This window comes from Nocardioides sp. Z35_8, from assembly GCF_059621125.1.
Map to the genome: position 1 here is coordinate 1,354,129 of NZ_JCAQIE010000001.1, position 25,203 is coordinate 1,379,331.

The window sequence follows — 25,203 nt, forward strand, 5'->3', positions numbered from 1 at the left end:
CGGGCCGTCCGGCCCGGGGTCTCAGTCGGGGAGCGAGCCGGTGTCCAGGACGTGCTGCGACACGACGCCGATCTTGGTGCGGCTGCTGCGGGCGGCGTGGCGCAGGGCGTTGAAGGCGCCGACGGCATCGAGCGACAGCTTGGCCATCAGGTAGCCCACGGCCCGCTCGATCAGCACGCGGTAGTCGAGGGCGTACTGCAGCTGCCGGGCGAGCTCGCCGGCGGTGTGGGCCTGGAGGGCGGCAGCGAGGGTGGTCGAGACGATCTCGGCGTAGCGCCCCAGCGCAGCCGCCTCGCTGTCGTCCCAGTCGTGGGGGCGGCTGCGGTAGACGTCGAGCGTGCCGACCGGCACCCCGCCGATCAGCACCGGCGTGCCGAGCACCGCGCGCACCGGCTGGGCGGCCATCGCCCGGGCCAGCACGGGCCACCGCTCGACCTCGCCGGTCACGTCGCGGCTGCCCACCACGGTCCCCTGCACGAACGCCTCCGTGCACGGCCCCTCGCCGGCCTCGGCCTCGGTCTGCTCGAGCATCCGGCCGGGACCGTCGCTGGCGGCGGCGTAGACGAGGATGTCCTGCTCGTCGGCGATCAGGATCCCGGCGCCGTCCACGCCGAAGAGGTCCACGCACGCCGCGACCACGACCTGCAGCGCCGAGACGATGCTCCCGTCGTCCTCGCGCGGCTGGGAGAGTCGCCGCAGGCTGTCTGCCAGCGCGGCGTCGTCGATGTTCATGGACCCGATTATTCCCCGGCCGGCTGCCCCTCCGGCCACCCCGACGCGGGCAGGTGCGCCACGAACCGCGCCAGCGTCTCGCGGTCCGCCTCGGATGCGGTGCCGTCGTGGGTGGACACCAGGACCCGCGCCACCGCGCGCACCTTGGTGTTGCTGTCCTGCGAGACGCGCACGATCGTGCGCCACGCCTGCTCGGTGCTGCAGGCGTACCGCGCCGACAGCAGGCCGATGGCCATGCCGATGTCGCGCTGCGACTTCACGGCCTCGTGCAGCTGCGCGACCTCGTCGCGCAGGGGGTCGGCGGGAGGCGTCGACCCGCCCTCGGGTAGGGGTGTCCCAGACATCGTCACCTTCACATGACGTAGGTCCGCGGACACAGGGCGGAGCTCGACGGTTCGAGCGAGGCCACTCTACAGACCGGTGGGTTCGTGCCCTCGCTGGGCAGGCGAGGGGATCGTGGGTTATTCTCACGGTGGACTCAAGCCACGGGTCGTCCGCACGTCCTACGCTGGAGGTGCCCGTGCCGGGTCAAGGCATCCGACGAGGAGTCGCCGAGTCCTTCGACTTCGAGGGTGACGGCGAGCAGGCGCGCGAGTGGCTCGACACGGCCTACGGCGCCTCGCTGGGGCTGGGCGGCCAGATGGGCACCGTGCACCACCAGCGGCGCACCCGGGGCTCGGTGTCGTTCGACCGGCTCCAGATCGACGCCCCCGTCCGCTTCGACGCCGAGGCCATGCCGACGCTGGTCGTGGTCGACGTGTTCGCCGGGGAGCTCGAGTACACCCGCGACTCGGTCACCGACCAGGGCCGGGAGGGCGACACCGTGCTGGCGGCCGGCTGGGACATGCCCTTCAGCGGCAGGGGCAACGGCTACGACGTGCGCAACATCAGCGTGTCGGCCGAGGCGCTCGACTCCGCGATCGCCGACATCGACCTCGACAAGACGGCGGCCGACCTCACCTTCGCCCGCTACGTGCCCCGCTCGCCCGCCGCGGCGGCCCAGTGGCGCGCCGTCGTCGACCGGCTCAGTGCCCCGCTGTCCGCGCCGGTCGACTCGCTGGCCCGGGTCGAGTCGTCCCGGCTGCTGGCCAACAGCCTGCTGCACACGTTCGACAACAACCTGGTGACCGACGCGATGGCAGCCCGTGACGTCGGCGACGCCACGCAGGCCACGGTGCGCCGCGCGCAGCGCCTCATCGACGAGCGCGCCGGCGGCGACCTCACCCTCTCCGACATCGCGCGCGCCTGCTCGGTGACGCCGCGGTCGCTGCAGTACGCGTTCCGTCGCCACCTCGACTGCACCCCGCACGCCTACCTGCGCCGGGTCCGCCTCGACCTGGTCCACCAGGCGCTGCGCGACGGATCGGTGTCCAACGTCGGCGACGCCGCGGCCCGCTTCGGCTTCTTCAACCCCGGCCGCTTCGCCGCGGAGTACCGCCAGGTGTTCGGCGAGAACCCTGGACAGACCTTGCTGCGCCACTCGTCCTGACGGGTGAGTTCGCTTTCCGGCTGTCGCGCTGGTCCAGACCATGCGACCGTGGAGGTGATCGTCCTTGCTGGAGACCACGGCAAGCACCATCCACGCACGAAAGCGAGCACGTGGTCATCATGTCGATCGCTACTGAACGCCCCGCTGGACCCGCCCTCGTCGAGTCCCGTCCCGTCCAGCCCCTCGAGGGCAAGGCCCGCGCACGCCGCACCGACGCCATCGTCAACGACCTCCGAGGCGCCCTCGGCGACGCGGACGCCCACGAGCTGATCCGTCAGCTCATCGAGACCAACGCCGCGGTCGCCCGCAGCATGGCCTCCCGCTACCGCAACCGCGGCATCGACCTCGACGACCTCGAGCAGGTCGCCCTGCTGGGGCTGACCAAGGCCGCGCAGCGCTTCGATCCCGGCGCCGGGCACGACTTCCTGTCGTTCGCGGTGCCGACGATCCGGGGCGAGCTCCGCCGCCACTTCCGCGACTCCGGGTGGATGGTCCGGCCCCCGCGCCGGGTCCAGGACCTGCAGACCCGCATCGCGGGCGCGAAGGAGGAGCTGGAGTCCATGCACGGCCGCTCGCCTCGCCCCAGCGAGATCGCCGAGCACCTCGGCGAGCACCCGGACAGCGTCGTGGAGGCGCTGGCGGCCGACGGCTGCTTCACCCCCACCTCGCTGGACGCACCGGTGTCCGACGGGTCCTCGACGCTCGGCGACCTGCTGGGTGCGGAGGACCGTGCGATCGCGCGTGCCGAGGCCCGGCTCATGCTGGAGCCGCTCATGGGCGTGCTCACCGCACGCGATCGCCGGATCGTGCGCCTGCGCTACTTCCAGGAGCAGACCCAGCAGGAGATCGCCGACGCCGTCGGCCTGACCCAGGCCCAGGTCTCCCGCGTGCTCACGCGGATCCTGGCCGACCTGCGCGCCGGCCTGGTCGACTACTCACCGGCAGCCTGACCTCCCGCGAGTCACTCCGGGATCGGGGTCACCGTGCCACCATGGCGCGGTGACCCCCCTCTCCGTCGGCTACAAGGCATCCGCTGAGCAGTTCGGCCCGCGCGAGCTCGTCGAGCTCGGCGTGCGGGCCGAGGAGGTCGGCCTCGACAGCGTCTGGGTCAGCGACCACTTCCAGCCGTGGCGCCACGACGGCGGCCACGCGCCGAACGCACTCGTCGCTCTCGCGGCCATGGGCGAGCGTACGGAGCGCGTGGTGCTGGGCACGAGCGTGCTGACCCCGACGTTCCGCTACAACCCCGCCGTGCTCGCCCAGCAGCTCGCCACCCTCGCGCTGCTGAGCCCGGGGCGCGTGGTGCTCGGGGTGGGCACGGGCGAGGCGCTCAACGAGATCTCCGTCGGGCTGCAGGACTGGCCCGACTTCCGCGAGCGCTGGGCCCGGCTGCGCGAGGCCGTACGACTCATGCGCGCGCTGTGGGCCGGTGAGCGGGTCACCTTCGAGGGCGATCACTACCGCACCGTCGACGCCACCGTCTACGACCGCCCCGAGGGCGGCGTCCCGATCTACGTCGCCGCCGGCGGGCCGCAGATGGCCAAGTACGCCGGCCGCGTCGGCGACGGCTTCATCTGCACCAGCGGCAAGGGCATGGACCTCTACACCGACAAGCTGCTCCCGGCCGTCGACGAGGGCCTCGCCGCGTCCGGGCGCTCGCCGGGCGACCTCGCCCGGCTCATCGAGATCAAGCTGTCCTACGCGGCCACCCGCGAGGAGGCGCTCGACAACACCCGCTTCTGGGCTCCGCTGTCGCTGAGCGCGGAGGACAAGCACCGCCTCCACGACCCGGTCGAGATGGCCGCCGCCGCCGACCGGCTGCCCCTCGACCAGGTCGCCTCGCGCTGGATCGTCGCCACGACCCCCGACGAGGTCGTCGACGCCGTCCGCCCCTACGTCGAGGCCGGCTTCGACCACCTCGTCTTCCACGGCCCGGGCCACGACCAGCAGCGCTTCCTCGCCGACCTCGGCGAGCAGGTCCTTCCCGCCGTACGCGGCCTCCGGGGCTGAGCTCGACCCGGGTGGCGGTCCGCCCTCGGCGGCCCGTCGGTGCGTACGCGCGGGCTGGGTTGAGCGGGTACGTCCCCGCTCAACGGCCCGGATCCGGGTGTCCTAGCGGGGACGGGACGTGTCCAGTGGGCGCGCCGGACCCGTGTAGCGTCGTCCAGTCGGACCGTGGCGCCGGGGCGTAGGCCGGGGCTGGGGTGGAGCGGGTACGTCCCCGCTCAACGGCCCGGATCCGGGTGTCCTAGCGGGGACGGGACGTGTCCAGCGGCCGCCAGGGCGCGGAGGTCGGGGGTCAGGTCTTCGAGCCGGGTGCCTGGCCGGCACTGTCGACCACGGCGGTCTCCAGCACGGCGGTGGCGCCGAAGAGGGTGTCGGGCGATCCGTCGGGGTGGGTGAAGAACCATCGCGTGCCGCGCAGCTCGTAGGTGCTCGCGTCGAAGATCCACGTGGTACGGGTGCGGAAGCGCGCGTCGGTGCGGGTGATGCCGACCCCGCGGCGCCCCAGCGCGTCGGTGGCGCCGCGCTCGACCTCGACCCCGTCGATCCGGGCGACGGCGCGGTAGAGCGCCGCCGCCGTGTCGGGTGGCACCAGCTGCTCCGACACCAGCGAGCCGATGAGCTCGAACGTCGCCTGCTGCTGCTCCTGGCCGTCGACGGGCACCGCCGCGCGGTCGAGGACGTCGAGGAGCGCGTCCGGGTCGGTGGGCAGCTGTGCGAGCCAGGCGTGCGTCGGGCGGCGCGCGCCGGCGGGCGACGGTCCGCCCGACTCGAGCGGCCAGTCCTGTCCGAGCTCACGGATCAGGTCGTCCTGCCAGCCGAAGGGGCCCGGGTCCTGGCCCAGCCAGGTCTCCCGCTCGTGGACCGGCCCCAGCACGACGCCCTCGCCGAGCCTGCCCTCGTTGGCGATCACGGCGCTGCGCGTGTAGACGAACTGGTCCTCGCGCACCGTCGCCGCCGGCGAGGCGAGCGCCCGGTCGGCGGCACCGTCGAGCACCCGGGTCGCGGCCAGCGACGTCATGACCGCGCGCGTCGCCTCGGGCCGGGGTGCAGGCGAGTCGCCGGTCAGGGCGAGCACGCCCACCGTCGCCACCGCCGTCGCGCAGGCGAGCACGGTGGCCGGCGCGGCGATGCCACGTACGACCCTGCGCCGGGCCTCGTGCCGGTCGATCGCCAGGTCCACGCGCGAGCGGAGGCGGGCGCGGTGGAGGGGGGACAGGGTGATGTCGTGGGGCGCGGGGTGGCTGCGCCGGAGCTCGTCGAGGTCGCGGGTCACGGTCGTCCTCCTCGGACGGGTCGGACGGGTGGGACGGGCCCCGTGGGGTGCACGGGGCCGCAGGCGGCGGGCGAGGTCGGCGGTCGAGCAGATGGAGGGTCGGGATCGGCGACGAGCTCGCGCATCCGGGCGCGGGCGCGCGACAACCGGGACCGCACGGTGCCGACCGGCACGCCGAGGGACTCCGCGGCCTCGGCGTAGGTCAGTCCCGACCACACGCACAACGCGACGACCTCTGCCTCCGCTCGGCGCAGGGACCCGATCACCCGGGCGGCCCGGGCCAGCACGTCCGCCTCGTCGAGGCGCTCCACCACCTCGTCGGCGAGGTCGGGCACCGACTCGTCGCGTGGACGACGGGCGAGGAACGTCGTCAACCGGCGACGGCTGCGGCGTGCGTTCAACGCCTGGTTGGTCGCGATGCCCCACAGCCACGGCCGCAGGGGGCGGTCGTCGTCGGTGATCGACTCGCGGGTGCGCCACGCGGCGAGGAACGTCTCCGAGGTGACGTCCTCCGCCGTCGCCCAGTGGCCCGTCAGGCGGTGCGCCAGCGTGAAGACGCCGTCCACGTGCTCGGCGTAGACGGCGTCGAACGCGGCCCGGTCTCCCTGGCGCAGCCTCCGGCGGAGGTCACGATGTCCTGTGCTCACAACCCACTACTGTCCGCTCAGGTCGGGGGGGTTCCCGATCCGCGAGGTCGATTGTCACCCGGAGCGCGTGCCCCACGTCGCCGGACGCGGTGTGGTCGGCTCAGGAGTCGAAGCCGAGCCCGACCCGGTCGAGGGCACGGAGGAACGCGTTGCGCCGGCCATGGCGGTGGTCGGCGCGGTCGAGCGACCAGCGGGTGAGGTTGATGCCGACGGACGCGAGGGGCTCCGGAGGGAAGGGGAGGGGGCGCTCGCGCACCATCCGCAGCTCGGTGCGCTCGGTCGGCCGGCCGGTGAGCAGGTCGAGGAGCACCTCGGCGGCCCATCGGGTCGCGGCGACGCCGAGGCCGGTGAAGCCGGCAGCGTGGGCCACCCGGCCACCGTGGGTCGTGCCGTAGAACGCCGCGAACCGCGTGGAGGTGTCGATCGCGCCGGCCCACCGGTGCGTGAAGCGGATGCCCTCGAGCTGGGGGAAGGTGGCGAGGAGGTGCGAGGCCAGCCGCGCGTGGCTGTCCGGCCGGTCCTCGTGGCGTACGTGCATCCGACCGCCGGCCGGGTAGATCGCGTCGTAGCCGCCCCACAGGATGCGGTCGTCGGCGGTCAGGCGGGCGTAGTGGAACTGGTTGGCCAGGTCGCCGAGGCCCTCGCGCCCGGCCCAGCCGATCGACGCGCGCTGGTCGGCGGTGAGCGGCTCGGTGACGAGCACGTAGTCGTAGACCGGCACGGTCATCAGCCGGTTGCGGCGCAGCGGGCCCGGGAAGACGCCGGTGGCCAGGACCACGTGGTCGGACGTGACGGTGGCGCGGGCGGTGGACACCTCGACGACACCGCCCTCGCGGCGTACGCCGGTCACGGCCGAGTGCTCGTGCACCTCAACGCCGAGGTCGGTGGCGGCCCGGGCCAGGCCGGCGGCGAGCCGGGCGGGATGGACGAGCGCGGTGGCGGGCTCGCGCTCGCCGGCCACGAAGAGCGGGCTGTCGATCGCCGCCCGCACCTGCGCGCGGTCGAGAAAGTGCGCGGACTCGCGCACCCACTCCACCTGGTGCTCCTCGACCGCCACCGACAGCGCCCCCGTGCGCTCCCACTCGCAGGCCAGGTCGAGGTCGCGGACGTCGGCCTCGAACGCGTCGAGGTTGGCCTCGCCCAGCCGCTCCAGGACGTCGTACTCCTCGGGCCAGCGCGAGCGCCCGTTGTCCTCGCCGTGGGTCAGCGAGGCCTCGCAGAAGCCGCCGTTGCGCCCCGAGGCCGCCCACCCGACCGTCTGCGACTCGAGCAGCACCACCCGGCGGCCGGGATCGCGGCGCTTGGCGTGCACCGCCGCCCACAGGCCGAGGTAGCCCCCGCCGACGACGGTCAGGTCGGCACGGGTGGAGCCGCTCAGCGGGTCGTGGGCCGGCCGCGCGCCGACGTCGTCGAGCCAGAAGGCACCGAGGCGGCTGCCGGCGAGCGACCGCGAGACGAGCCGCGGGTCGGGGGCGTGCCGCTCGTAGGCGGTGGCGTGCCGGTGGGGGCGGGGCACGTCGTCGGTCAGCCGGCGGCCGCGGTCAGCGCCGCGTCGAGGATCGCCAGGCCCTCGCGGGCCTCCTCGTCGCTGGTGGTCAGCGGCGGCACGACGTGGATGCGGTTGTAGTTGCTGAACGGCAGCATCCCGCGCTCCTGGCAGCCCGTCACGATGGCGGCCATCTCGGGGCTGGAGCCGCCGTAGGGGGCCAGCGGGGCGCGCGTGCCGCGGTCGCCGACCAGCTCGACGGCCCAGAAGGCGCCGGTGCCGCGCACCTCGCCGATCCACTCGTGCCGGGCGGCCAGCTCGCGCAGGCCGGGCCCGAGCACCTCGGCGCCGAGCCGCTCGGCGCGACCGACGATGTCGTCGTCCTCCATCGCGCGGATCGTCGCGACGGCGGCGGCACACGCCAGCGGGTGCCCGGAGTAGGTGAGCCCGCCGGGGTAGGCGCGGTGGGCGAACGTCGCGTGGATGGCGTCGCTGATCGCGACCCCGCCGAGCGGGACGTAGCCGGAGTTGACGCCCTTGGCGAAGGTCAGCAGGTCCGGGACGGTGTCGCCGTGCTCGACGGCGAACCACCGCCCGCTGCGCCCGAAGCCCGACATGACCTCGTCGGCGACGAGCACGATGCCGTGCCGGTCGCAGATCTCGCGCACCCCGGCCAGGTAGCCCGGCGGCGGGACCATGATCCCCGCGGTGCCGGGGATGGCCTCCAGCACGATCGCCGCGACCGTCGCCGGCCCCTCCAGCGCGACCACCTGCTCGAGGTGCTCGAGCGCGCGCTGGCACTCCTCGGCCTCGCTGGTGGCGTGGAAAGGGCTGCGGTAGAGGAACGGGCCGAAGAAGTGCACGGTGCCGGTCGACCCCTGGTCGCTGGCCCACCGGCGCGGGTCGCCGGTCATGTTGACCGCGAGGTGCGTGCCGCCGTGGTAGCTGCGGTAGGTGGTGAGCACCTTGTGCCGGCCGGTGTGGAGCCGCGCCATGCGTACGGCGTGCTCGTTGGCGTCGGCGCCGCCGTTGGTGAAGAAGACGTGGTCGAGGTCGCCGGGGGTGTGGCTCGCGATCAGCCGGGCGGCCTCCGAGCGGGCGCCGTTGGCGACCGCCGGGGCGATCGTGCACAGGTGCGCGGCCTGCTCGCGGATGGCCGCGACGATGCGCGGGTGCTGGTGGCCGAGGTTGGTGAAGACCAGCTGGGAGGAGAAGTCGAGGTAGCGCCGGCCCTCGCCGTCCCACACGTGGCTGCCCTCGGCGCGGGTGACGACCATCGGGCTGATCTCGGCCTGCGCCGACCAGGAGTGGAAGACGTGGGCGCGGTCGAGCTCGTAGGTCCGGGCGGCGTCGTGGGTGCCGGCCAGGTCCGAGGCCGTCGTCGGGTCAGTCATTGCGCGGGAATCCCAGCTCGAGGCCGCCCTCGGGGCGGTTGGCGGGGTCGATCCACCGGGTGGTGACGACCTTTCCGCGGGTGAAGAAGTGCACGCCCTCGGTGCCGTGGGCATGGGTGTCGCCGAACAGCGAGCGCTTCCAGCCGCCGAAGGAGTAGTAGGCGACCGGCACCGGGACCGGCACGTTGACGCCGATCATCCCGACGGTCACGTCGGCCTCGAAGCGGCGGGCGGCCCCGCCGTCGTTGGTGAAGACGGCCGTGCCGTTGCCGTACTCGTTGGCGTTGACCAGCGCGACCGCCTCGTCGTAGCTGGCGACGCGCACGACCGAGAGCACCGGCCCGAAGATCTCCTCGCGGTAGATCTCCATGTCGGGGGTGACCTCGTCGAACAGCGTGGGGCCGAGCCAGAAGCCCTCGGCCACGTCGTCGGAGCCGCCGCGGGCCGCGACGTCGCGCCCGTCGACGACGACCTTGGCGCCGGCCGCCTCGCCGGAGTCGATGTACGAGGCGACCTTGTCGCGGTGGGCCCGGGTCACGAGCGGACCCATGTCGGCCTCCTTGCCCTCGCCCGCGGCCGTGGCGTCGGCACCGCCGTCGCCGATGAGCAGCGTGCGGGTGCGGTCGGCGACCCGGGCGACGAGCTCGTCGCCGATCGGGTCGACCGCGACGAGGACGCTGATCGCCATGCAGCGCTCGCCGGCGCTGCCGTAGCCGGCGTTGACGGCCGAGTCGGCGGCCAGGTCGAGGTCGGCGTCGGGCAGGACCACCATGTGGTTCTTCGCGCCGCCGAGGGCCTGGACGCGCTTGCCGTGGCGGCTCGCGGTCTCGTAGACGTACTCCGCGATCGGGGTCGAGCCGACGAAGCTGATCGCCTGCACGTCGGGGCTGGTGAGCAGCGCGTCGACCGCGGTCTTGTCGCCGTGCAGGACGTTGAACACGCCGTCGGGGAGCCCGGCCTCCTGCCAGAGCGCGGCGATCCAGCTGGCCGCGCTCGGGTCCTTCTCGCTGGGCTTGAGCACGACCGTGTTGCCCGCCGCGATCGCGATCGGGAAGAACCACATCGGCACCATCGCCGGGAAGTTGAACGGGCTGATGATGCCCACCACGCCCAGCGGCACCCGCTTGGAGTGCACGTCGACGCCGGTCGAGGCGCTCTCGCTGTGCCCGCCCTTGAGCAGGTGGGAGATGCCGCACGCGAACTCGACGACCTCGAGGCCACGGGCGATCTCGCCCATCGCGTCGGAGTGCACCTTGCCGTGCTCGCTGCTGATGATCGCGGCGAGCTCGTCCTTGCGGCTGTTGAGCAGCTCGCGGAAGGCGAACAGGACCTGCGTGCGTCGGGCGAGCGAGGTGGCCGCCCACGGCGCGGCGGCGCGCGACGCGGCGCCGATCACGGCGGCGGCGTCCTCCTCGCTGGCCAGCGCGACGCGTCCGGTCACCCGGCCGGTGGCGGGGTTGGTCACGTCGGCCCAGCCGAGGGGGGAGCCGGTCAGCGGCGCGCCGTCGGCCCAGTGCACGACGTCCTGCGGGTTCGGGGTGCTCATGGCGCTCATCCTGCTCGTCGTACGTCGCACGCGCGGGTGTCGGATCGTCGGCAAAGCGGCCGGTCGCCGGACACATCGTCACCCCGTCGGCCGTAGGCTGCCGCCGTGGTCGACGTGACGCCGGGGGTGACGCTGCGCGAGGCGCTGGAGCTGCCGGCGCTGCGCCGCGCCGCGCCCGAGGTGGTCGCCGGTGCCGCCGGGGCCGGCCGGCCGATCCGGTGGGTGCACGCCACCGAGCGACTCGACGTCGGCGAGCTCCTGCGAGCCGGCGACCTGCTGCTCACGATGGGCACCGGCCTCCCCGACGACGACGACACCGCCGGGCTCGAGGCCTTCGTCGACGCCCTCGTCGACGTCGGGAGCGCGGGGGTGGTGGTCGAGCTCGGCCGACGATGGGCCTCGGCGCTGCCCGACCCGCTCGTCGCCGCCTGCGAGGAGCACGGGCTCCCGCTCGTGGTGCTGGCGCGCGAGACCCGCTTCGCCACGCTCGCGCAGGAGATCGGCGAGCGGGTGGTCGACCGGCAGCTGGCCGAGCTGCGCGAGGCCCAGCGCGTGCACGAGACGTTCACCGACCTGGGCTACGACCTCGCGAGCCCGGCCGAGATCCTCCGCGCGGTGCAGCGCCTGGCCGACGCGCCCGTGGTCGTGGAGAACGCCCAGCACCGCCCGCTCGACTACTTCGCCGGCCCGGACGACGGCGGCGGGTTCCTCGACGGATGGCCGGCCCGGTCCCAGCGCGTCGAGGTCGCCGGCCGCACCGGCTGGGACGCCGCCAACGGGTGGCTCGTCACCCGCCTCGGCACGACCGACCGGGCGTGGGGACGGCTGGTGATCGGCTCACCCGAGACGCCGTCGCAGCGGCTCGTGGCCGTGGCCGAGCGGGCCGCGTCGGCCCTCGCCCTGCACCGCCTGCACGACCGCGACCGCGGCACGCTCATGCGCCGCACGCACCTCGAGCTGCTCACCGGGCTGAGCGAGGACCCCGACTCCGACGACGTACGACGACGCTGCGAGCTGGCCGGCTTCCCGGTGCGCCGGCGCACCCTGACCGGCGTGGTGGTCCGCCCGCGCGTCGGCGCCTCGCCCTCCGCCGAGCCCGACGAGGTGGCCGCGACCGTCGTCCGCGCCGCCCACGCGCTGCGCCTGCCGGCCCTGGTCTGCGAGGTCGAGCGCGACCTGCGGGTGCTGGTCTCGAGCGCTCCCGCGTCCTCGGCCGACGACCTGGTCGACCGGCTCGCCGCGCGCGTGCGGGCCCACCACGACGTGCTGGTGGCCGCCGGCCGCCCCGTCGCCGACCCGGCCGGGGTGGCCCGCACGGTGGCCGAGGCGGGGCAGGTCGCCGACGCCGCTCCCGCCGTGAGGCGCGAGCACGATCCCGGGGTGCACCGCCTCGCCGACCTGCACCTGCGCGGGCTGCTGGCGCTGCTCGGCGAGGACGAGCGGGTCCGCCTCTTCGTCGAGCGCGAGCTCGGGCCGCTGCAGGAGCACGACCGGGCCGACGGGGCGCGCACCGAGCTGGTGGCGGCGCTGCGCGCGCTCGTGCTGCACCCGGCCAGCAAGACCGAGGCCGCGGCGAGCCTGCACCTGTCGCGCGCGGCCTTCTACGACCGGCTGGCACGGATCGAGTCGATCCTCGGCGCCGACCTCGACGACCCTGACGTCCGGGTCTCGCTGCACGTCGCGCTCGTGGCAGACGAACTGTTGGGCGGAGGGGCGAAGTGACGACAGATCGTCGGCCGCCGCGCCCCGCCCCGCTGGGGACGATGCAGCCATGAGCCCCGCCGCGACCCGCGTCCTCGACACCGCCGCGCCCGTGCCGACCGCGCCCCTCGACCCGGGCACGGTCCTGGCCGGCGCCCCGGCGGCGGGCTCGCGCGCGCTGGCCGCGGTGTCCGGCGTGGAGGTCGGGGTGTGGGAGATGACCCCGGGCACCGCCACCGATGTCGAGGTCGACGAGGTGTTCGTGGTGCTCTCCGGCGCCGCGAGCGTGACCTTCGACGACGGCGAGCAGGTCGAGCTCGGGCCGGGCAGCGTCGTCCGCCTGCGGGCCGGCGAGCACACGACCTGGGTCGTCCACGAGACCATCCGCAAGATCTACGTCGCCTGACCGCCCGCCGAGGAGAGCAATGACCGACCAGCCGACCGACCAGCCGACCGACCCGACGATCCGCAACTTCATCGACGGCGAGCTCGTCGCGTCGGCGAGCACCGAGTTCATCGAGCTCGTCGACCCCGTCACCGGCGCACCCGACGGGCGCTCGCCCGTCTCGACGCACGAGGAGGTCGACCGGGCGTACGCCGCCGCGGAGCGGGCCTCGGCCTCCTGGAAGCGGCTCACCCCGGGCGCGCGCCAGGGCTACCTGCTCGACCTGGCGACCGCGATCGCGGAGCGCCGCGACGAGATCAGCGAGGTGCAGGCCCGCGACACCGGGCAGCCCGTGCGCCACATCGCGAGCGAGGAGGTCGACCAGGGCGTCGACCAGCTGCGCTTCTTCGCCGGCGCCGCGCGACTCCTGGAGGGCAAGTCGTCGGGGGAGTACCTCGAGGGCCACACCTCCGCGATCCGTCGCGAGCCGATCGGCGTCGTCGGCCAGGTGACGCCGTGGAACTACCCCTTCGCGATGGCGATCTGGAAGATCGCGCCCGCGCTGGCGGCGGGCAACACGGTCGTCCTCAAGCCCAGCGACACCACGCCGCGCTCCACCGTCCTGCTGGCCGAGATCGCCGGCGCGATCCTGCCGCCCGGCGTGCTCAACGTGGTCAACGGCGACGCCTCCACGGGTCGCTACCTCGTCGAGCACCCGACCCCCGGACTCGTCGCGATCACCGGGTCGGTGCGCGCGGGCACGGAGGTCGCGCTGTCGGCCGCGAGGTCGCTCAAGCGGGTCCACCTCGAGCTCGGCGGCAAGGCGCCGGTCGTGGTGGCGCCCGACGCCGACCTGGCCCGGGCCGCCGAGATGGTGGCCGCGGCCGCCTACTTCAACGCCGGCCAGGACTGCACCGCCGCCACCCGGGTGATCGTCCACAGCAGCGTGCACGACGAGCTCGTCGAGCTGCTGGTCACGGAGGCCGAGGCCACCCGGCCCGGCCCGCCGTCGGACGACGGGGCCGACTACGGTCCGCTCAACAACGCCGCCCACCTCGCGAAGGTCGAGTCGTTCCTCGCCGACCTGCCCGCCCACGCGAGCGTCCGCACCGGAGGCGCCCGGCACGGTGAGGCCGGCTTCTTCTTCGCGCCGACCGTCGTGACCGGCGTACGCCAGGACGACCGCATCGTGCAGGAGGAGGTCTTCGGCCCCGTCCTGACGGTGCAGTCCTACGACGACGAGGCCGAGGCGCTCGCGATGGCCAACGGCGTCCCCTACGGCCTCGCCGCGAGCGTGTGGACCCGCGACGTCGGCACCGCCGACCGACTCACCCGCGAGCTCGACTTCGGCTGCGTGTGGGTCAACACCCACATCCCGTTCGTCTCGGAGATGCCGCACGGCGGGTTCGGGGCGTCGGGCTACGGCAAGGACCTGTCGGGCTACGGCTTCGACGACTACACGCGCATCAAGCACGTGATGACCGCCCACTACTGACAGGCGGGCCAGTGCCGGTCCGTCCCGGTCTCGACGGGTCGGGCATGCTGGGGCCATGCGCTTCACCGAGCACGAGCTGACCGTGGCCGTCACCGCCGCCGCCAAGATCGTGGCCGGCGGCAAGGTCGGGCGCCGCGCCAAGGGCGAGGCGGCCTGGGAGTCGATGAGCAAGATCGAGCGCTACCACCTGCTCGAGGCGGTCGGCAGCCAGGTCCTGCCCGTCCTGCTCGCCCTGCCCGACGTCGAGGTGCCGGCGGGCACCCGGCCCACCTTCACCGACGCCCAGATCGCGGCCGCGGTCGAGCAGACCCTCGGCGAGAGCGGTGTGGGCCGGCTGCGGCAGAAGGTGGCGGTCGCGGCGCGACTGACGCTCGTACGCACGGCGCTCGCCCAGCTCCCGGTGCGCCAGGACCCCGACGCGCTCACCGTGCCCGACTCCCTCGAGGACCTCTGAGCCGTCCCGCCCCCAGGGCCTGAGGACCCTGAGGACGGCGTTCAGGTTGGGTGCGTACCGTCGTTACCGATGACTTCCTCCGTGTTCTCCCTGATGACCTCCCGCACCCGCACCGTGATCGGCGCCCTGTCGGTCGCCGCCGTGCTCACGCTCTCCGCCTGCGGCGGGTCGGACGCGTCCGACGACGCCAAGGACTCCTCGTCGAGCTCCTCGCCGTCCGCGAGCGCCTCCGACGGCGCCGCCGAGGGCCCCCAGCCCGACCTCGACGCGATCCCCGACGTGGTCGCCGAGGTCAACGGCGAGCAGGTGACCAAGGAGGAGTTCGTGCCGATCTACAAGGCGGCCTTCCAGCAGGCGGCGGCCCAGGCGCAGATGACCGGGGAGGAGCCCGACGAGAAGGCGCTGCGCAAGCAGACCGCCGACAACCTCGTCGACACCGAGCTGCTGCTGCAGGAGGCCGAGTCGCGTGGCCTGGAGGTCAGCGACGAGGCCGTCGACGAGGAGCTGGCCGACCTGGCGAAGCAGAACGGCATGGGGTCGGCCGACGAGCTCCTCGAGGCCGTCGAGGCCCAGGGCCTGAGCGCCGAGCAGGCCCGCGAGCAGGTCGAGACCCAGGCGATGGTCGAGCAGCTCGTCGCCGACGAGGACGGCCCGCTCGAGCCCACCGACAAGGAGCTGCGCAAGATCTACGCGCAGGCCAAGAAGCAGCAGGCCGCGTCGGGCGGCGGGCAGGAGATCCCGCCCTTCGACCAGGTGCGCGACCAGCTCGTCGAGCAGGCCGAGGCCCAGCAGGTCGGCAAGGTCGCCACGGAGCTGGTCACGGACCTCCGCAAGGACGCGGACATCACGATCAACCTCTGACGTCGGGCAACCTCTGACGCTGCGCCCGCTCAGCGGGCGAGGAAGCCGGCCAGCAGCTCCTGGAACTCCGCGGGCTGCTCGAGGGCGGGCGCGTGACCGCACCGGCCGAGGACGTGGAGGCGTACGTCATCGAGGTGCTCGAGCAGCGGCAGCGCGGCCGTCCGGAGCGGCGTGAGGCGATCGTGCGCCCCGTGGACGAGCAGCACCGGCGCCCGGATGGCCGCCAGCTCGTCGGCGGAGAGGGTCAGGTCGTCGACCCACCGCGATCGAGGCGGCGGGAAGAGCGTCGCGAACGCCTCCGCGCCCGCCTGCATCGCCGCGGTGCGGGCGGCCACGGCCTTCGGCGTGACGAGGCGCTGGTCGTGGACCAGCCGGCAGGTCATGTCGCGTGCGCCGTCGGGGGTCGGGGGTGCGGCCCAGACCGCGTCGAGGTCGGCGGACAGCGGCGCCCCCGGGGCGCCCATCGTGCCGACGGCCACCACATGGGTGACCTGTTGCGGACGGGCGGCGGCCAGGGCCAGCGCCACCGCGCCGCCCATCGAGTGGCCCACGACGGCGTAGGACGTCTCGCCGAGGGCGTCCATCAGGCCGGCGGCCTGGTCGGTCCAGGTGCGGCGACCGCCCGACGACCCCGCCGGCAGCGGGGTGCGGCCGAAGCCGGCCTGGTCGGGCGCGACCACGCGGTGCGAGCCGGCGAGCGCCGCCGCGGTCGCTGCCCAGGCGCCGGCGCCCGTCGTGCCGGGACCGGAGCCGTGCAGCATCAGCACGGCGTGCCCGGCCCCGGTCTCGTGCACGCGGACGGGCGAGCCGTCGACGTCGACGACCTCCCCCGGCGTGGGAGTCGCGGCCTCCGCGGGGAGGCCACGGCTCATGCCGACGCGCCGCCGATGGACTTGTCGAAGACCTCCATCATGGCCCGGCCGAACTGCGGCATGTCGGGCCAGCCGCGGCAGGAGACCAGGTTGCCGTCGACGCAGTCGGGGGCGTCGACGACCGTCGCCCCGGCGTTCTCCATGTCGCCGGCGATGGGTGGGAAGCACGCGGTGCTGCGGCCCTTGAGGAGGCCGTAGACCGCGGGCACCTGGGCGCCGTGGCACACCAGGGCGATGGGGAGGTTGCGGGCGAAGAAGTGCTCGGTGATCCGGCGGACGTCTGGGTCGACGCGGATCCACTCGGGGGCGCGGCCGCCGGGGATGATGAGGGCGTCGTAGCGCTCGAGGTCGACCTCGGCCCACGTCAGGTCGACGGGCAGCTTGCGGCCGGGCTTCTCGACGTAGGCGTCGCAGTTGGGGTCGAACTCGTGGATGACGAGCTGGACGTCGCGCGTGGTGAGGGAGGCGACGTCGACGTCCCACCCGCCCTCCTGCACGCGGTAGTAGGGGTACATGGTGTCGAGCTCTTCGGCGGCGTCGCCGGTCATGAGCAGTGCTCTGGGCACCTGGGTCTCCTTGGCTGAGGGCGGCAAAGACGAGCGGTCCGGACCCGAGCAAGCCCGACCACAGGATCGGATCCGATCGGATCGGTCGGGTCAGGATCGCTGCGGGCGACCGTCCGCGTCAAGGGGTGGTGCGTCCAGATCCTGCTCGGACTCCTCGAAGAGACGGCGGAACCGGTCTCGCGAGAGCAGGATGTGGCGCCGCATCGCGTAGGCGGCGGCATCGGGATCACGGGAGGCGATCGCGTCGACGACCTCCTCGTGCTCGCCCATGGCGAGGAACGTGACCTCCGCGTCGTAGAGCAGCCGGAACAGGTGGACGTGGGTGTGCAGGCGGGCGAGCGCCTCGCGCACGACCTGGTTGCCCGCGCTGTCGGCGACGAGGTCGTGGAGGGCGGCGTCGCGCAGGCCGAAGGCGCCGTAGGCGAGGTGGCGGCCGCCCTCGACGAGCTGGCCCATCTCCTCGAGCAGCCGGCGCATCTCCTCGACCTGGCCGGTCGTGGCGCGCTCCGCCGCGTGGCGGGCGGCGGACGGCTCGAGGAGGAGCCGGATCTCGACCATGTCCTCGAAGCGGTCGCGAGTGATCTGCGGGGGGATCCGGTAGCCGGCGTGCGGCACCCGGACGACCAGGCCGTCGGCCTCCATCCGGTTGAGCGCGTCGCGGATGGGGGTCTGCGAGACGCGCAGCTCGCGGGCCAGGGCGTCCATCGTGACGCGGGAGCCGGGCTCGATGCGCAACGACATCAGCTGTCCCAGGAGGGCGTCGTAGACCTCGTCGGCCAGCCGCCCACGAGGACGCTCGAGGCGCCTGCGCCCACCGGTGGGAGCGACCCATGACACGGGGGGCTCGCCCGTCCTCGCCTCGTCCATGCTGTCCGGTCCCTTCTCACCAGTGCTGGCCGGACCGTTGACAGCGGCCGGTGCGGTGACTCATGCTCTCGCACGAATCAGATCGTATAGGAAATGGGTCAGGGCGTCTGCGGTGGGGGAACGGGCCCTCGCGGCACCCGGTCCGTGCACTCGCCCTCGATTCCCTCCCCCACCACGGAGCCCCCATGAGCCTGCTCGGCGTCCTGCGCGGTCCGCGCCAGGTCCTGTTCGGAGCCGGGCAGCGTCACGCCCTCGCCACGGTGACCGCCGCCCTCGGGTCGCGCGCACTGGTCTGTACCGATGCCCGGTTCGGTGCCACCGCCGAGTTCGCCCAGCTCGTGGGCCTCCTCGAGCAGGCAGGGGTGCACGTCACGACCTTCGCCGAGGTGGAGCCCGACGTGCCGGTGCACCAGGTGACGCAGTGCGCGCAGCTCGCCGCCGCGGCACGGCCAGACGTCGTGGTCGGCATGGGCGGAGGCAGCTGTCTGGACCTCGCCAAGGCGGTCGCGGTGCTCCTCGCGCACGGCGGCTCGCCGGCCGACTACTACGGCGAGCTCCGGGTGCCCGGGCCGGTGGTGCCGGTCGTGGCGCTGCCGACCACCGCGGGCACCGGCTCGGAGGTGACCCCGGTGGCCGTGCTCACCGATCCCGACCGGGTCAGCAAGGTGGGCATCTCCAGCCCGCACCTGATCCCCCAGGTCGCCGTGTGCGACCCCGAGCTCACGCTCGGGTGCCCGCCCGGCCTCACCGCCAGCGCCGGCGCCGACGCGCTCTCGCACGTCGTGGAGGCCTTCACCGCCGTACGCCGCCCGCTGACGACCGGGCTCGCCACCGAGCGGGTCTTCGTGGGCAAGAACGAGCTGACCGACACCTACGCCCTGCTCGGCGTGCGGCTCATCGCCGGCAGCCTGCACCGGGCCTGGTCGACCCCCGACGACGTCGAGGCGCGCGAGGCGATGATGCTCGGCGCCACCGCGGGCGGGTTCGCCCTCGGCACCGCGGGCACGGCGGCCGCGCACGCCATCCAGTACCCGGTCGGCGCCCTGACGCACACGCCGCACGGCATCGGCGTCGGCGCCCTGCTGCCCTACGTCATGGAGTACAACCGCCCGGCCCGGGTGGCCGAGATGGCGGCGATCGCGGTGGCCATGGGCGCCTCGCCCGACGCCTCCGCCGAGGACCTGGCCGACGAGGCCATCGACCGGGTCGCCGCGCTGCTCGCCTCCGTCGACATCCCGGCGACGCTCGCCGAGATCGGCCTGCCGGCCGACCAGCTCCGCTGGACCGCCGAGCAGGCGAGCGGAGCCGAGCGTCTCGTGGCCAACAACCCGCGTCCGCTCGACGTCGACGGCCTCGAGCGCATCGTCCGCGCCGCCCATTCCGGCGACCGCGCGGCCCTGCGCGATGCCGTGCTGCCGACCGACGACCTCACCACCCCGGCAGGTGCGCGATGACCGTCGTGGACGAGGTGCTGCGCCCGGTGGTCGACGCCATCGCCGTGCCGACCGACCTGTTCGTCGCCGGTGCGTGGCGACCGGCCGGCACGGGCAACCGGCTGGAGGTGCACGACCCCTCCACCGGCTCGGTGCTCGCCACGGTCGCCGACGCCGACACCGCCGACGCCGTGGCCGCGGTCGACGCCGCGGCCGCGGCCGCCGCCGACTGGGCCGCCACGTCGCCCCGCTCGCGCGCCGACCTGTTGATGCGCGCCTTCCACCTGATGCTCGAGCGCAGCGAGGAGCTGGCGCTGCTCATCGCCCTGGAGAACGGCAAGTCGCTCGCCGACGCGCGCGGCGAGGTCGCCTACGCGGCGGAGTTCTTCCGCTGGTACGCCGAGGAGGGCGTCCGCCTGCGCGGACAGGTGGGCCACGCCCCGAGCGGGGCCAACCGGCTCCTGGTGACCTACCAGCCCGTCGGTGTCAGCGTGCTCGTCACGCCGTGGAACTTCCCGGCCGCGATGGCCACCCGCAAGATCGCGCCGGCGCTCGCCGCGGGCTGCACGACCGTGCTCAAGCCCGCCGCCGAGACCCCCCTGACGGCGCTGGCCGTGGCGGCGCTGCTGCAGGAGGCCGGCCTTCCCGACGGCGTCCTCAACGTCGTCACCACGTCCCGGCCCGGCCCCGTCGTGGAGGCGATGCTGACCGACCGGCGCACCCGGATGGTCTCCTTCACCGGCTCGACCGCGGTCGGCCGGGTGCTGTTGCGCACGGCCGCCGACAACGTCCTCAAGTGCGCGATGGAGCTCGGCGGCAACGCGCCGTTCGTCGTGCTGGCCGACGCCGACGTCGAGGCGGCGCTCGAGGGCGCGATGGTCGCCAAGATGCGCAACGGCGGCCAGGCGTGCACGGCCGCCAACCGCTTCTTCGTCCACTCCTCGGTCCACGACGAGTTCGTCGAGGGCCTCATCGCCCGGATGTCCGCGATCCGGGTCGGCCCGGGCCCCGACCCGGCCACCCAGTGCGGCCCGCTGATCAACGACCACGCCGTGCGCAAGGTCGACCAGCTGGTCCGCGACGCCGTCTACCGCGGCGCCCGCGCCATGATCGGCGGCCGCCCCACCGGCGGGCCGGGCTCGTTCTACCCGCCCACCGTGCTGGTCGACGTGCCCGCCGACGCCCGGGTGCTGCACGAGGAGGTCTTCGGCCCGGTCGCCCCGGTGGTCCGCTTCGAGCGCGAGGAGGACCTGCTCCCGGTCGTCAACGACACCGATCTCGGCCTGGTCAGCTACCTCTACACCCGCGACCTCGCGCGCGGCCTCCGCCTCGCGGAGCGCCTGGAGAGCGGCATGGTCGGGCTCAACCGCGGTCTCGTCTCCGACCCCGCCGCGCCCTTCGGTGGCACCAAGCAGAGCGGTCTGGGCCGCGAGGGCAGCACCGAGGGCCTCCTCGAGTTCATGGAGGCCCAGTACGTCGCCACGTCCTGGTGACCGCACGACCAGTCCCACCACGCACCCACCACCACGCACCCACCACCACGCAGTTGCACCACCCGTCTCGGCGCAGTCCCGGCACCACCCGATCACCCACCCGATCACCCATCCCGAGCAGGAAGCAGGAAGCAGATGCGGCACCTACAGCGAGCGGGACGCAGGTCCCTCCCCGGACGGCAGGCACGCCTGGCCACGGCGGCCATCCTCGTGGCGACGGCCCTTGCGGCCTGCGGCGGCGGCGGCGGTGACGGCGACGACGGCGACGCCGAGTCCGACGCCGGCGGTCCGGCGGCCCCGGCCACCATCCCCGAGCTCACCGACGACCCGCTGACGCTGAGCTTCATCTGGTTCGAGTGGCCCCCCGCCCAGGCGCTGGAGGACTTCGCCAACGCGGAGTACACCAAGGAGCGGCCCAACGTGACCATCGAGGTCAACACGGTGCCCAACGCCAACTGGCACGACGCGATGTTCACCCAGTTCGCGGCGCGCCAGACCGACTTCGACATCCCGATCCTCGACTCGCAGCACATCGGCGAGGCGGTGACCAACGGCAACATCCTCGACCTCACCGACTTCGTCAACGAGAACATCGAGACCGACGCCTACGACCCCTACCTCCTCGCCGCCTACGGCCAGTACCCGCAGGCCGAGACCGGCCAGCGTGACGAGGACGCGAGCCTCTACGGCCTGCCGCTCCTGGGCGACACCTGGACGATGATCTACCGCAAGGACCTCATCGGCGAGGAGCCCCCGGAGACCTGGGACGAGATGATCGACGTCGCCCGCCAGTGTCAGGAGGACAACCCCGGCGTCAGCGGCCTGGCCTTCCACCAGGCCAACGGCTCCGACGCCGCGGCGGTCACCTACAACACGGTCAACGGCGTCTACGGCGGCAACCTCTGGAACGCCGAGGACAAGACGATCGAGGGCATCATCAACGACGACGCCGGCCAGAAGGCCATGGACGTCCTGGTCAACGAGATGAAGCCGCTGACCGCCAAGGGCTCGGGCAACTGGTTCATCGACGAGGTCAACGCCGCGGTCGCCCAGGGCAAGGCCTGCATCGCCTTCCAGTGGATCGCCGCCGCCGGAGGCCTGGTCGACCCCGAGCAGTCGACGCTCGGCAAGACCCAGGACGAGATCCTCGACAAGCTCGGCTTCGCCACGCTCCCCTCGCAGGAGACCGACCTGGTGCCGCTGGGCGGCATGGGCATGCACATCTCGGCCTACGCTCCCGAGGAGCGCCAGGCGGAGGCGCTCAACTTCATGAAGTGGTTCGAGCAGGCCGACATCCAGAAGAAGTGGGCCGCCGCCGGCGGCGTCCCCGCACGCACCGACGCCCTCGAGTCCTCGGAGTTCCTCGACGCCGGACCGTTCAACCAGGTCTACGCCGACTCGGTCACCCGGATGCGCGACATGTGGAACGTGCCCGAGTACGCCCGGCTCATCGACATCGAGAACACCAACGTCAACGCCGCGCTCAACGGGGCCAAGGACCCCGAGCAGGCACTCGACGACATCGCCGCGGAGCAGCAGGAAGTGCTGGACTCCGCGGGCGGCGGCGGGCTGTGAGCTGAACCCATGACGACGACGAAGGACCACCCGGTGCAGGGGACGTCTCCGACGACCCCTGCACCGGGGGGTTCCCCCCGCCTGAGCGACCGCGGCCTGGCCGTGGCGTTCATCTCGCCGGCCCTGCTCCTGCTGCTCGCGATGTCGGTGTTCCCGCTGCTGTGGGCGCTCTACCTGTCCTTCACCGACTACTCGGCCACGCGCGACGTGCCCGCCGACTTCATCGGGTTCACGAACTACACCGACATCCTGACCTCCGACCAGGTCCACCAGCGGGCCCTGACGACGCTGCTCTACGTCGTCGGCGCGGTGGCGCTGCAGACCGTGCTGGGCTTCGCGATCGCCTACCTGATCTCGCGGAGGACTCGCGGGCGGGGGCTGCTGACCACGCTGTTCCTGGTGCCGATGATGCTGTCCCCGGTCGTGGTCGGGCTGTTCTGGAAGTTCATGCTCGACGCCCAGTTCGGCGTCATCAACAGCATGCTCGGCTCCCTCGGCCTCGACCAGGTCGAGTGGCTGACCCGGCAGCGCACCGCGCTCATCTCGCTGATCGTCGTCGACACCTGGCAGTGGACGCCGTTCATCATGCTCATCGCGCTCGCCGGCCTCACCGCGGTCCCGAAGTACCTCTACGAGGCCGCCTCGATCGACCGGGCGTCGGAGTGGTTCCGCTTCCGCCACATCACCCTGCCGATGGTCTGGCCGCTGCTCCTCATCGCCATCATGTTCCGCGCGATCGAGGCGTTCCGGCTGTTCGACCTCGTCTACATCCTCACCAGCGGCGGTCCAGGGGTCTCCACCGAGACGTTGTCGTTCCACGTCTACAAGGTCGCGTTCCTCGGCTTCAGCACCGGGACCGCGTCGGCCTACGGGATCCTCATGGTCCTCGTCGTCATCGTCCTCGCGCAGTTCTACCTGCGCTACCTCAACAAGCTGAAGGAGGGCTGATGGCCATCTCCATCGACGAGGCGGTGCCCGCTCCCACCACGGAGTCGTCGCCGCGCGCCCGGCGCAGCGGCGGCCGGGGCCGGATGGTGGTCGAGGTCCTGCTGCTGACCGCGCTGGCCGTGGCCATGCTCTTCCCGGTGATCTGGATGCTCGAGACGTCCATCAAGGAGAACCGCGACGTCTACGCGGTGCCCGCGAAGTTCTTCGGGTTCGACGTCACCCTCGACCACTACAAGGACGTGTTCGTCGCGCCCGACGGCGGTCGCTCCGACCTGTCCGGGTCGTTCCTCAACTCCGTCATCGTGGCCGGTGCGTCGACCGTGCTGGCCACGGTGCTCGGGGTCCCCGCCGCGTGGGCCTACTCGCGCTTCACCCTGAAGGCGAAGAAGGACCAGCTCTTCTTCATCCTCTCGACCCGCTTCATGCCGCCCGTGGTGGTCGTGATCCCGATCTTCCTGATGTATCGCGAGCTGGGGCTCATCGACAGCAAGCTCGGGCTGATCCTCATCTACGCCGCCTTCAACGTGCCGTTCACCATCTGGATGATGAAGGGCTTCGTCGACGAGGTGCCCTCGGAGTACGAGGACGCGGCCATGCTCGACGGCTACACGCGGCTGCAGGCGTTCCACAAGTTCACCCTGCCCCTGCTCATCCCCGGCATCGCCGCCACGGCGGTCTTCGCCCTGATCTTCTCCTGGAACGAGTTCGTGTTCGCCATCTTCCTCACCTCCAGCCAGGAGGTGCGCACCGCTCCTCCCGCCATCGCCGGGCTCATCGGCGGCACCACCGTCGACTGGGGCCTCGTGGCCGCGTCGGCCGTGGTGTTCGCCCTGCCGGTGCTCGTCTTCGCCTACCTGGTGCGCAAGCACCTCGTGGCCGGAGTGACCCTCGGGGCGGTGCGTCGCTGATGGCCGGCATCGAGGTGACGTCCCTGCACAAGCGGTACCCCGACGGCACCGTGGCGGTCGACCACGTCGACCTGTCCATCGGCGACGGCGAGCTCTTCGTGATGCTCGGGCCGTCGGGCTGCGGCAAGACCACCACGCTGCGGGCGATGGCCGGGCTCGAGCGGCAGACGTCGGGCGACATCCGCATCGGCGACACCCTCGTCAACGACCTGCCGCCCGCGCAGCGCGACATCGCGATGGTGTTCCAGTTCTACGCGCTCTACCCGCACCTGCGCACCCGCGACAACCTCGCGTTCCCCCTGCGGGCCGAGGGCAAGCCCGAGAAGGAGGTCAAGCAGCGCGTCGACGAGGTCGCCCGGATGATGCAGCTCGAGCGACTGCTCGACCGTCGCCCGCAGCGGCTCTCGGGCGGCGAGCAGCAGCGCGTCGCGCTGGCCCGCGCGCTCGTCCGGCGCCCCCAGGCGTTCTTGATGGACGAGCCGCTCACCAACCTCGACGCCGAGCTGCGCGCCGACGTGCGCACCGAGATCAAGCACCTGCAGGCCGAGCTCGGCACCACGATGGTCTACGTCACCCACGACCAGGTCGAGGCCATGTCGCTCGGGCACCGCATCGCGATCCTCAACAAGGGCCGCGTCGAGCAGGTCGGCACGCCGCTGGAGGTCTACGACCGGCCGGCGAGCCTGTTCTGCGCGGCGTTCATCGGCTCGCCGCCGATGAACCTCATCGCGGTCGAGGTGTCCGAGGGCGCCCTGCGCGGTCCCGGCGGGCTGGTCCTCACGCCGCCGGACGGGCTGCCGCGCGACCGCTCGCTGGTGGCGGGCGTACGCCCCGAGGCGCTCGAGGTGACGGCGCCCGGTGCCGAGCGGACGGTCCCGGCCCGCGTCGTCTCGGCCGAGGCGCTCGGCGACGAGATCATCTACGTCGTCGACCACGGCGGCGAGAGCGACGTGCGGGTGCGGATGCCACCCACCGCGCGGTTCGCGGCGGACGAGCAGGTCGGGCTGCGACACGCCGGCGGGACCCCGCCGGTCTACGACACGAGCACGGAAGAGCTGGTGGCCTGATGGG

General features: G+C 73.2%; 24 protein-coding genes. 14 read left to right on the plus strand and 10 right to left on the minus strand.

Annotation, left to right across the window (positions count from 1 at the left end):
* Positions 1-21 precede the first annotated feature (21 nt).
* Positions 22-732, minus strand: coding sequence for a GAF and ANTAR domain-containing protein (locus AC54T2_RS06500; protein ID WP_186340048.1), 711 nt, complete (start codon positions 730-732; stop codon positions 22-24).
* Between the two features lie 8 nt (positions 733-740).
* Positions 741-1,076: an ANTAR domain-containing protein gene (locus AC54T2_RS06505; RefSeq protein ID WP_186340049.1), complete on the minus strand. Its 336-nt coding sequence runs from the start codon at positions 1,074-1,076 to the stop codon at positions 741-743.
* A 176-nt stretch (positions 1,077-1,252) separates the two neighbouring features.
* Here AC54T2_RS06505 and AC54T2_RS06510 point away from each other — a divergent pair, with 176 nt between their 5' ends.
* The 3 genes from AC54T2_RS06510 (at position 1,253) to fgd (ending at position 4,231) form a co-directional block, all read left to right on the plus strand.
* Positions 1,253-2,221, plus strand: a complete 969-nt coding sequence (locus tag AC54T2_RS06510; protein ID WP_186340050.1) for a helix-turn-helix transcriptional regulator — start codon at positions 1,253-1,255, stop codon at positions 2,219-2,221.
* 119 nt (positions 2,222-2,340) lie between these two features.
* A complete protein-coding gene (locus AC54T2_RS06515) occupies positions 2,341-3,171 on the plus strand; it encodes a sigma-70 family RNA polymerase sigma factor (RefSeq protein ID WP_186340051.1) in 831 nt (276 codons plus the stop codon).
* A gap of 49 nt (positions 3,172-3,220) precedes the next feature.
* Complete coding sequence (fgd, locus tag AC54T2_RS06520; protein ID WP_186340052.1) at positions 3,221-4,231, plus strand: glucose-6-phosphate dehydrogenase (coenzyme-F420); 1,011 nt, start codon at positions 3,221-3,223, stop codon at positions 4,229-4,231.
* A gap of 289 nt (positions 4,232-4,520) precedes the next feature.
* On the opposite strand, the gene AC54T2_RS06525 is transcribed toward fgd, so the two are convergent.
* From AC54T2_RS06525 to AC54T2_RS06545, 5 genes are all read right to left on the minus strand, one after another.
* On the minus strand, positions 4,521-5,501 hold the full coding sequence (locus AC54T2_RS06525; protein WP_496665804.1) for a CU044_5270 family protein: 981 nt from the start codon (positions 5,499-5,501) through the stop codon (positions 4,521-4,523).
* Positions 5,498-6,148: a sigma-70 family RNA polymerase sigma factor gene (locus AC54T2_RS06530; RefSeq protein ID WP_489975630.1), complete on the minus strand. Its 651-nt coding sequence runs from the start codon at positions 6,146-6,148 to the stop codon at positions 5,498-5,500. The genes AC54T2_RS06525 and AC54T2_RS06530 overlap by 4 nt, the downstream gene beginning before the upstream one ends.
* 100 nt (positions 6,149-6,248) lie before the next feature.
* A complete protein-coding gene (locus AC54T2_RS06535) occupies positions 6,249-7,664 on the minus strand; it encodes an NAD(P)/FAD-dependent oxidoreductase (protein ID WP_496665805.1) in 1,416 nt (471 codons plus the stop codon).
* An 8-nt stretch (positions 7,665-7,672) separates the two neighbouring features.
* Positions 7,673-9,028, minus strand: a complete 1,356-nt coding sequence (locus AC54T2_RS06540; protein ID WP_496665806.1) for an aspartate aminotransferase family protein — start codon at positions 9,026-9,028, stop codon at positions 7,673-7,675.
* On the minus strand, positions 9,021-10,574 hold the full coding sequence (locus tag AC54T2_RS06545) for a CoA-acylating methylmalonate-semialdehyde dehydrogenase (protein WP_496665807.1): 1,554 nt from the start codon (positions 10,572-10,574) through the stop codon (positions 9,021-9,023). Before AC54T2_RS06545 ends, AC54T2_RS06540 begins: the two co-directional genes overlap by 8 nt.
* 105 nt (positions 10,575-10,679) lie before the next feature.
* On the opposite strand from AC54T2_RS06545, the gene AC54T2_RS06550 reads away from it, so the two are divergent.
* The 5 genes from AC54T2_RS06550 to AC54T2_RS06570 all read left to right on the plus strand — a co-directional run bounded on the left by AC54T2_RS06550 (position 10,680) and on the right by AC54T2_RS06570 (position 15,470).
* Positions 10,680-12,296, plus strand: coding sequence for a PucR family transcriptional regulator (locus AC54T2_RS06550; protein ID WP_241005301.1), 1,617 nt, complete (start codon positions 10,680-10,682; stop codon positions 12,294-12,296).
* Positions 12,297-12,345: 49 nt separating this feature from the next.
* Complete coding sequence (locus AC54T2_RS06555; RefSeq protein WP_186340058.1) at positions 12,346-12,681, plus strand: cupin domain-containing protein; 336 nt, start codon at positions 12,346-12,348, stop codon at positions 12,679-12,681.
* Between the two features lie 19 nt (positions 12,682-12,700).
* On the plus strand, positions 12,701-14,155 hold the full coding sequence (locus tag AC54T2_RS06560; protein ID WP_489975634.1) for an aminobutyraldehyde dehydrogenase: 1,455 nt from the start codon (positions 12,701-12,703) through the stop codon (positions 14,153-14,155).
* Positions 14,156-14,210: 55 nt separating this feature from the next.
* Entirely contained in the window at positions 14,211-14,609 is a 399-nt protein-coding gene (locus tag AC54T2_RS06565; protein ID WP_186340060.1) for a hypothetical protein, read from the plus strand.
* A 69-nt stretch (positions 14,610-14,678) separates the two neighbouring features.
* Positions 14,679-15,470, plus strand: a complete 792-nt coding sequence (locus AC54T2_RS06570; RefSeq protein WP_186340061.1) for a SurA N-terminal domain-containing protein — start codon at positions 14,679-14,681, stop codon at positions 15,468-15,470.
* Positions 15,471-15,499: 29 nt separating this feature from the next.
* On the opposite strand, the gene AC54T2_RS06575 is transcribed toward AC54T2_RS06570, so the two are convergent.
* From AC54T2_RS06575 to AC54T2_RS06585, 3 genes are all read right to left on the minus strand, one after another.
* Positions 15,500-16,342, minus strand: coding sequence for an alpha/beta fold hydrolase (locus AC54T2_RS06575; RefSeq protein ID WP_496665808.1), 843 nt, complete (start codon positions 16,340-16,342; stop codon positions 15,500-15,502).
* Positions 16,339-16,908, minus strand: a complete 570-nt coding sequence (locus AC54T2_RS06580; RefSeq protein ID WP_186340063.1) for a DJ-1/PfpI family protein — start codon at positions 16,906-16,908, stop codon at positions 16,339-16,341. The genes AC54T2_RS06575 and AC54T2_RS06580 overlap by 4 nt, the downstream gene beginning before the upstream one ends.
* Before the next feature lie 90 nt (positions 16,909-16,998).
* On the minus strand, positions 16,999-17,775 hold the full coding sequence (locus AC54T2_RS06585) for a GntR family transcriptional regulator (protein ID WP_186340064.1): 777 nt from the start codon (positions 17,773-17,775) through the stop codon (positions 16,999-17,001).
* A gap of 185 nt (positions 17,776-17,960) precedes the next feature.
* On the opposite strand from AC54T2_RS06585, the gene AC54T2_RS06590 reads away from it, so the two are divergent.
* The 6 genes from AC54T2_RS06590 to AC54T2_RS06615 all read left to right on the plus strand — a co-directional run bounded on the left by AC54T2_RS06590 (position 17,961) and on the right by AC54T2_RS06615 (position 25,199).
* Positions 17,961-19,229 carry an iron-containing alcohol dehydrogenase gene (locus AC54T2_RS06590; RefSeq protein ID WP_496665809.1) on the plus strand — a complete coding sequence of 423 codons (1,269 nt, stop codon included), beginning with the start codon at positions 17,961-17,963 and terminating at the stop codon, positions 19,227-19,229.
* Complete coding sequence (locus AC54T2_RS06595) at positions 19,226-20,701, plus strand: NAD-dependent succinate-semialdehyde dehydrogenase (protein WP_496665810.1); 1,476 nt, start codon at positions 19,226-19,228, stop codon at positions 20,699-20,701. Before AC54T2_RS06590 ends, AC54T2_RS06595 begins: the two co-directional genes overlap by 4 nt.
* A gap of 135 nt (positions 20,702-20,836) precedes the next feature.
* Positions 20,837-22,276, plus strand: coding sequence for an ABC transporter substrate-binding protein (locus tag AC54T2_RS06600; RefSeq protein WP_186340067.1), 1,440 nt, complete (start codon positions 20,837-20,839; stop codon positions 22,274-22,276).
* Positions 22,277-22,285: 9 nt separating this feature from the next.
* Positions 22,286-23,224 (plus strand): carbohydrate ABC transporter permease, encoded by a 939-nt coding sequence (locus AC54T2_RS06605; RefSeq protein ID WP_186340068.1) that lies wholly within the window; start codon positions 22,286-22,288, stop codon positions 23,222-23,224.
* On the plus strand, positions 23,224-24,132 hold the full coding sequence (locus tag AC54T2_RS06610) for a carbohydrate ABC transporter permease (RefSeq protein ID WP_186340069.1): 909 nt from the start codon (positions 23,224-23,226) through the stop codon (positions 24,130-24,132). The genes AC54T2_RS06605 and AC54T2_RS06610 overlap by 1 nt, the downstream gene beginning before the upstream one ends.
* Positions 24,132-25,199 (plus strand): ATP-binding cassette domain-containing protein, encoded by a 1,068-nt coding sequence (locus AC54T2_RS06615; RefSeq protein ID WP_489975639.1) that lies wholly within the window; start codon positions 24,132-24,134, stop codon positions 25,197-25,199. The genes AC54T2_RS06610 and AC54T2_RS06615 overlap by 1 nt, the downstream gene beginning before the upstream one ends.
* Positions 25,200-25,203 lie beyond the last annotated feature (4 nt).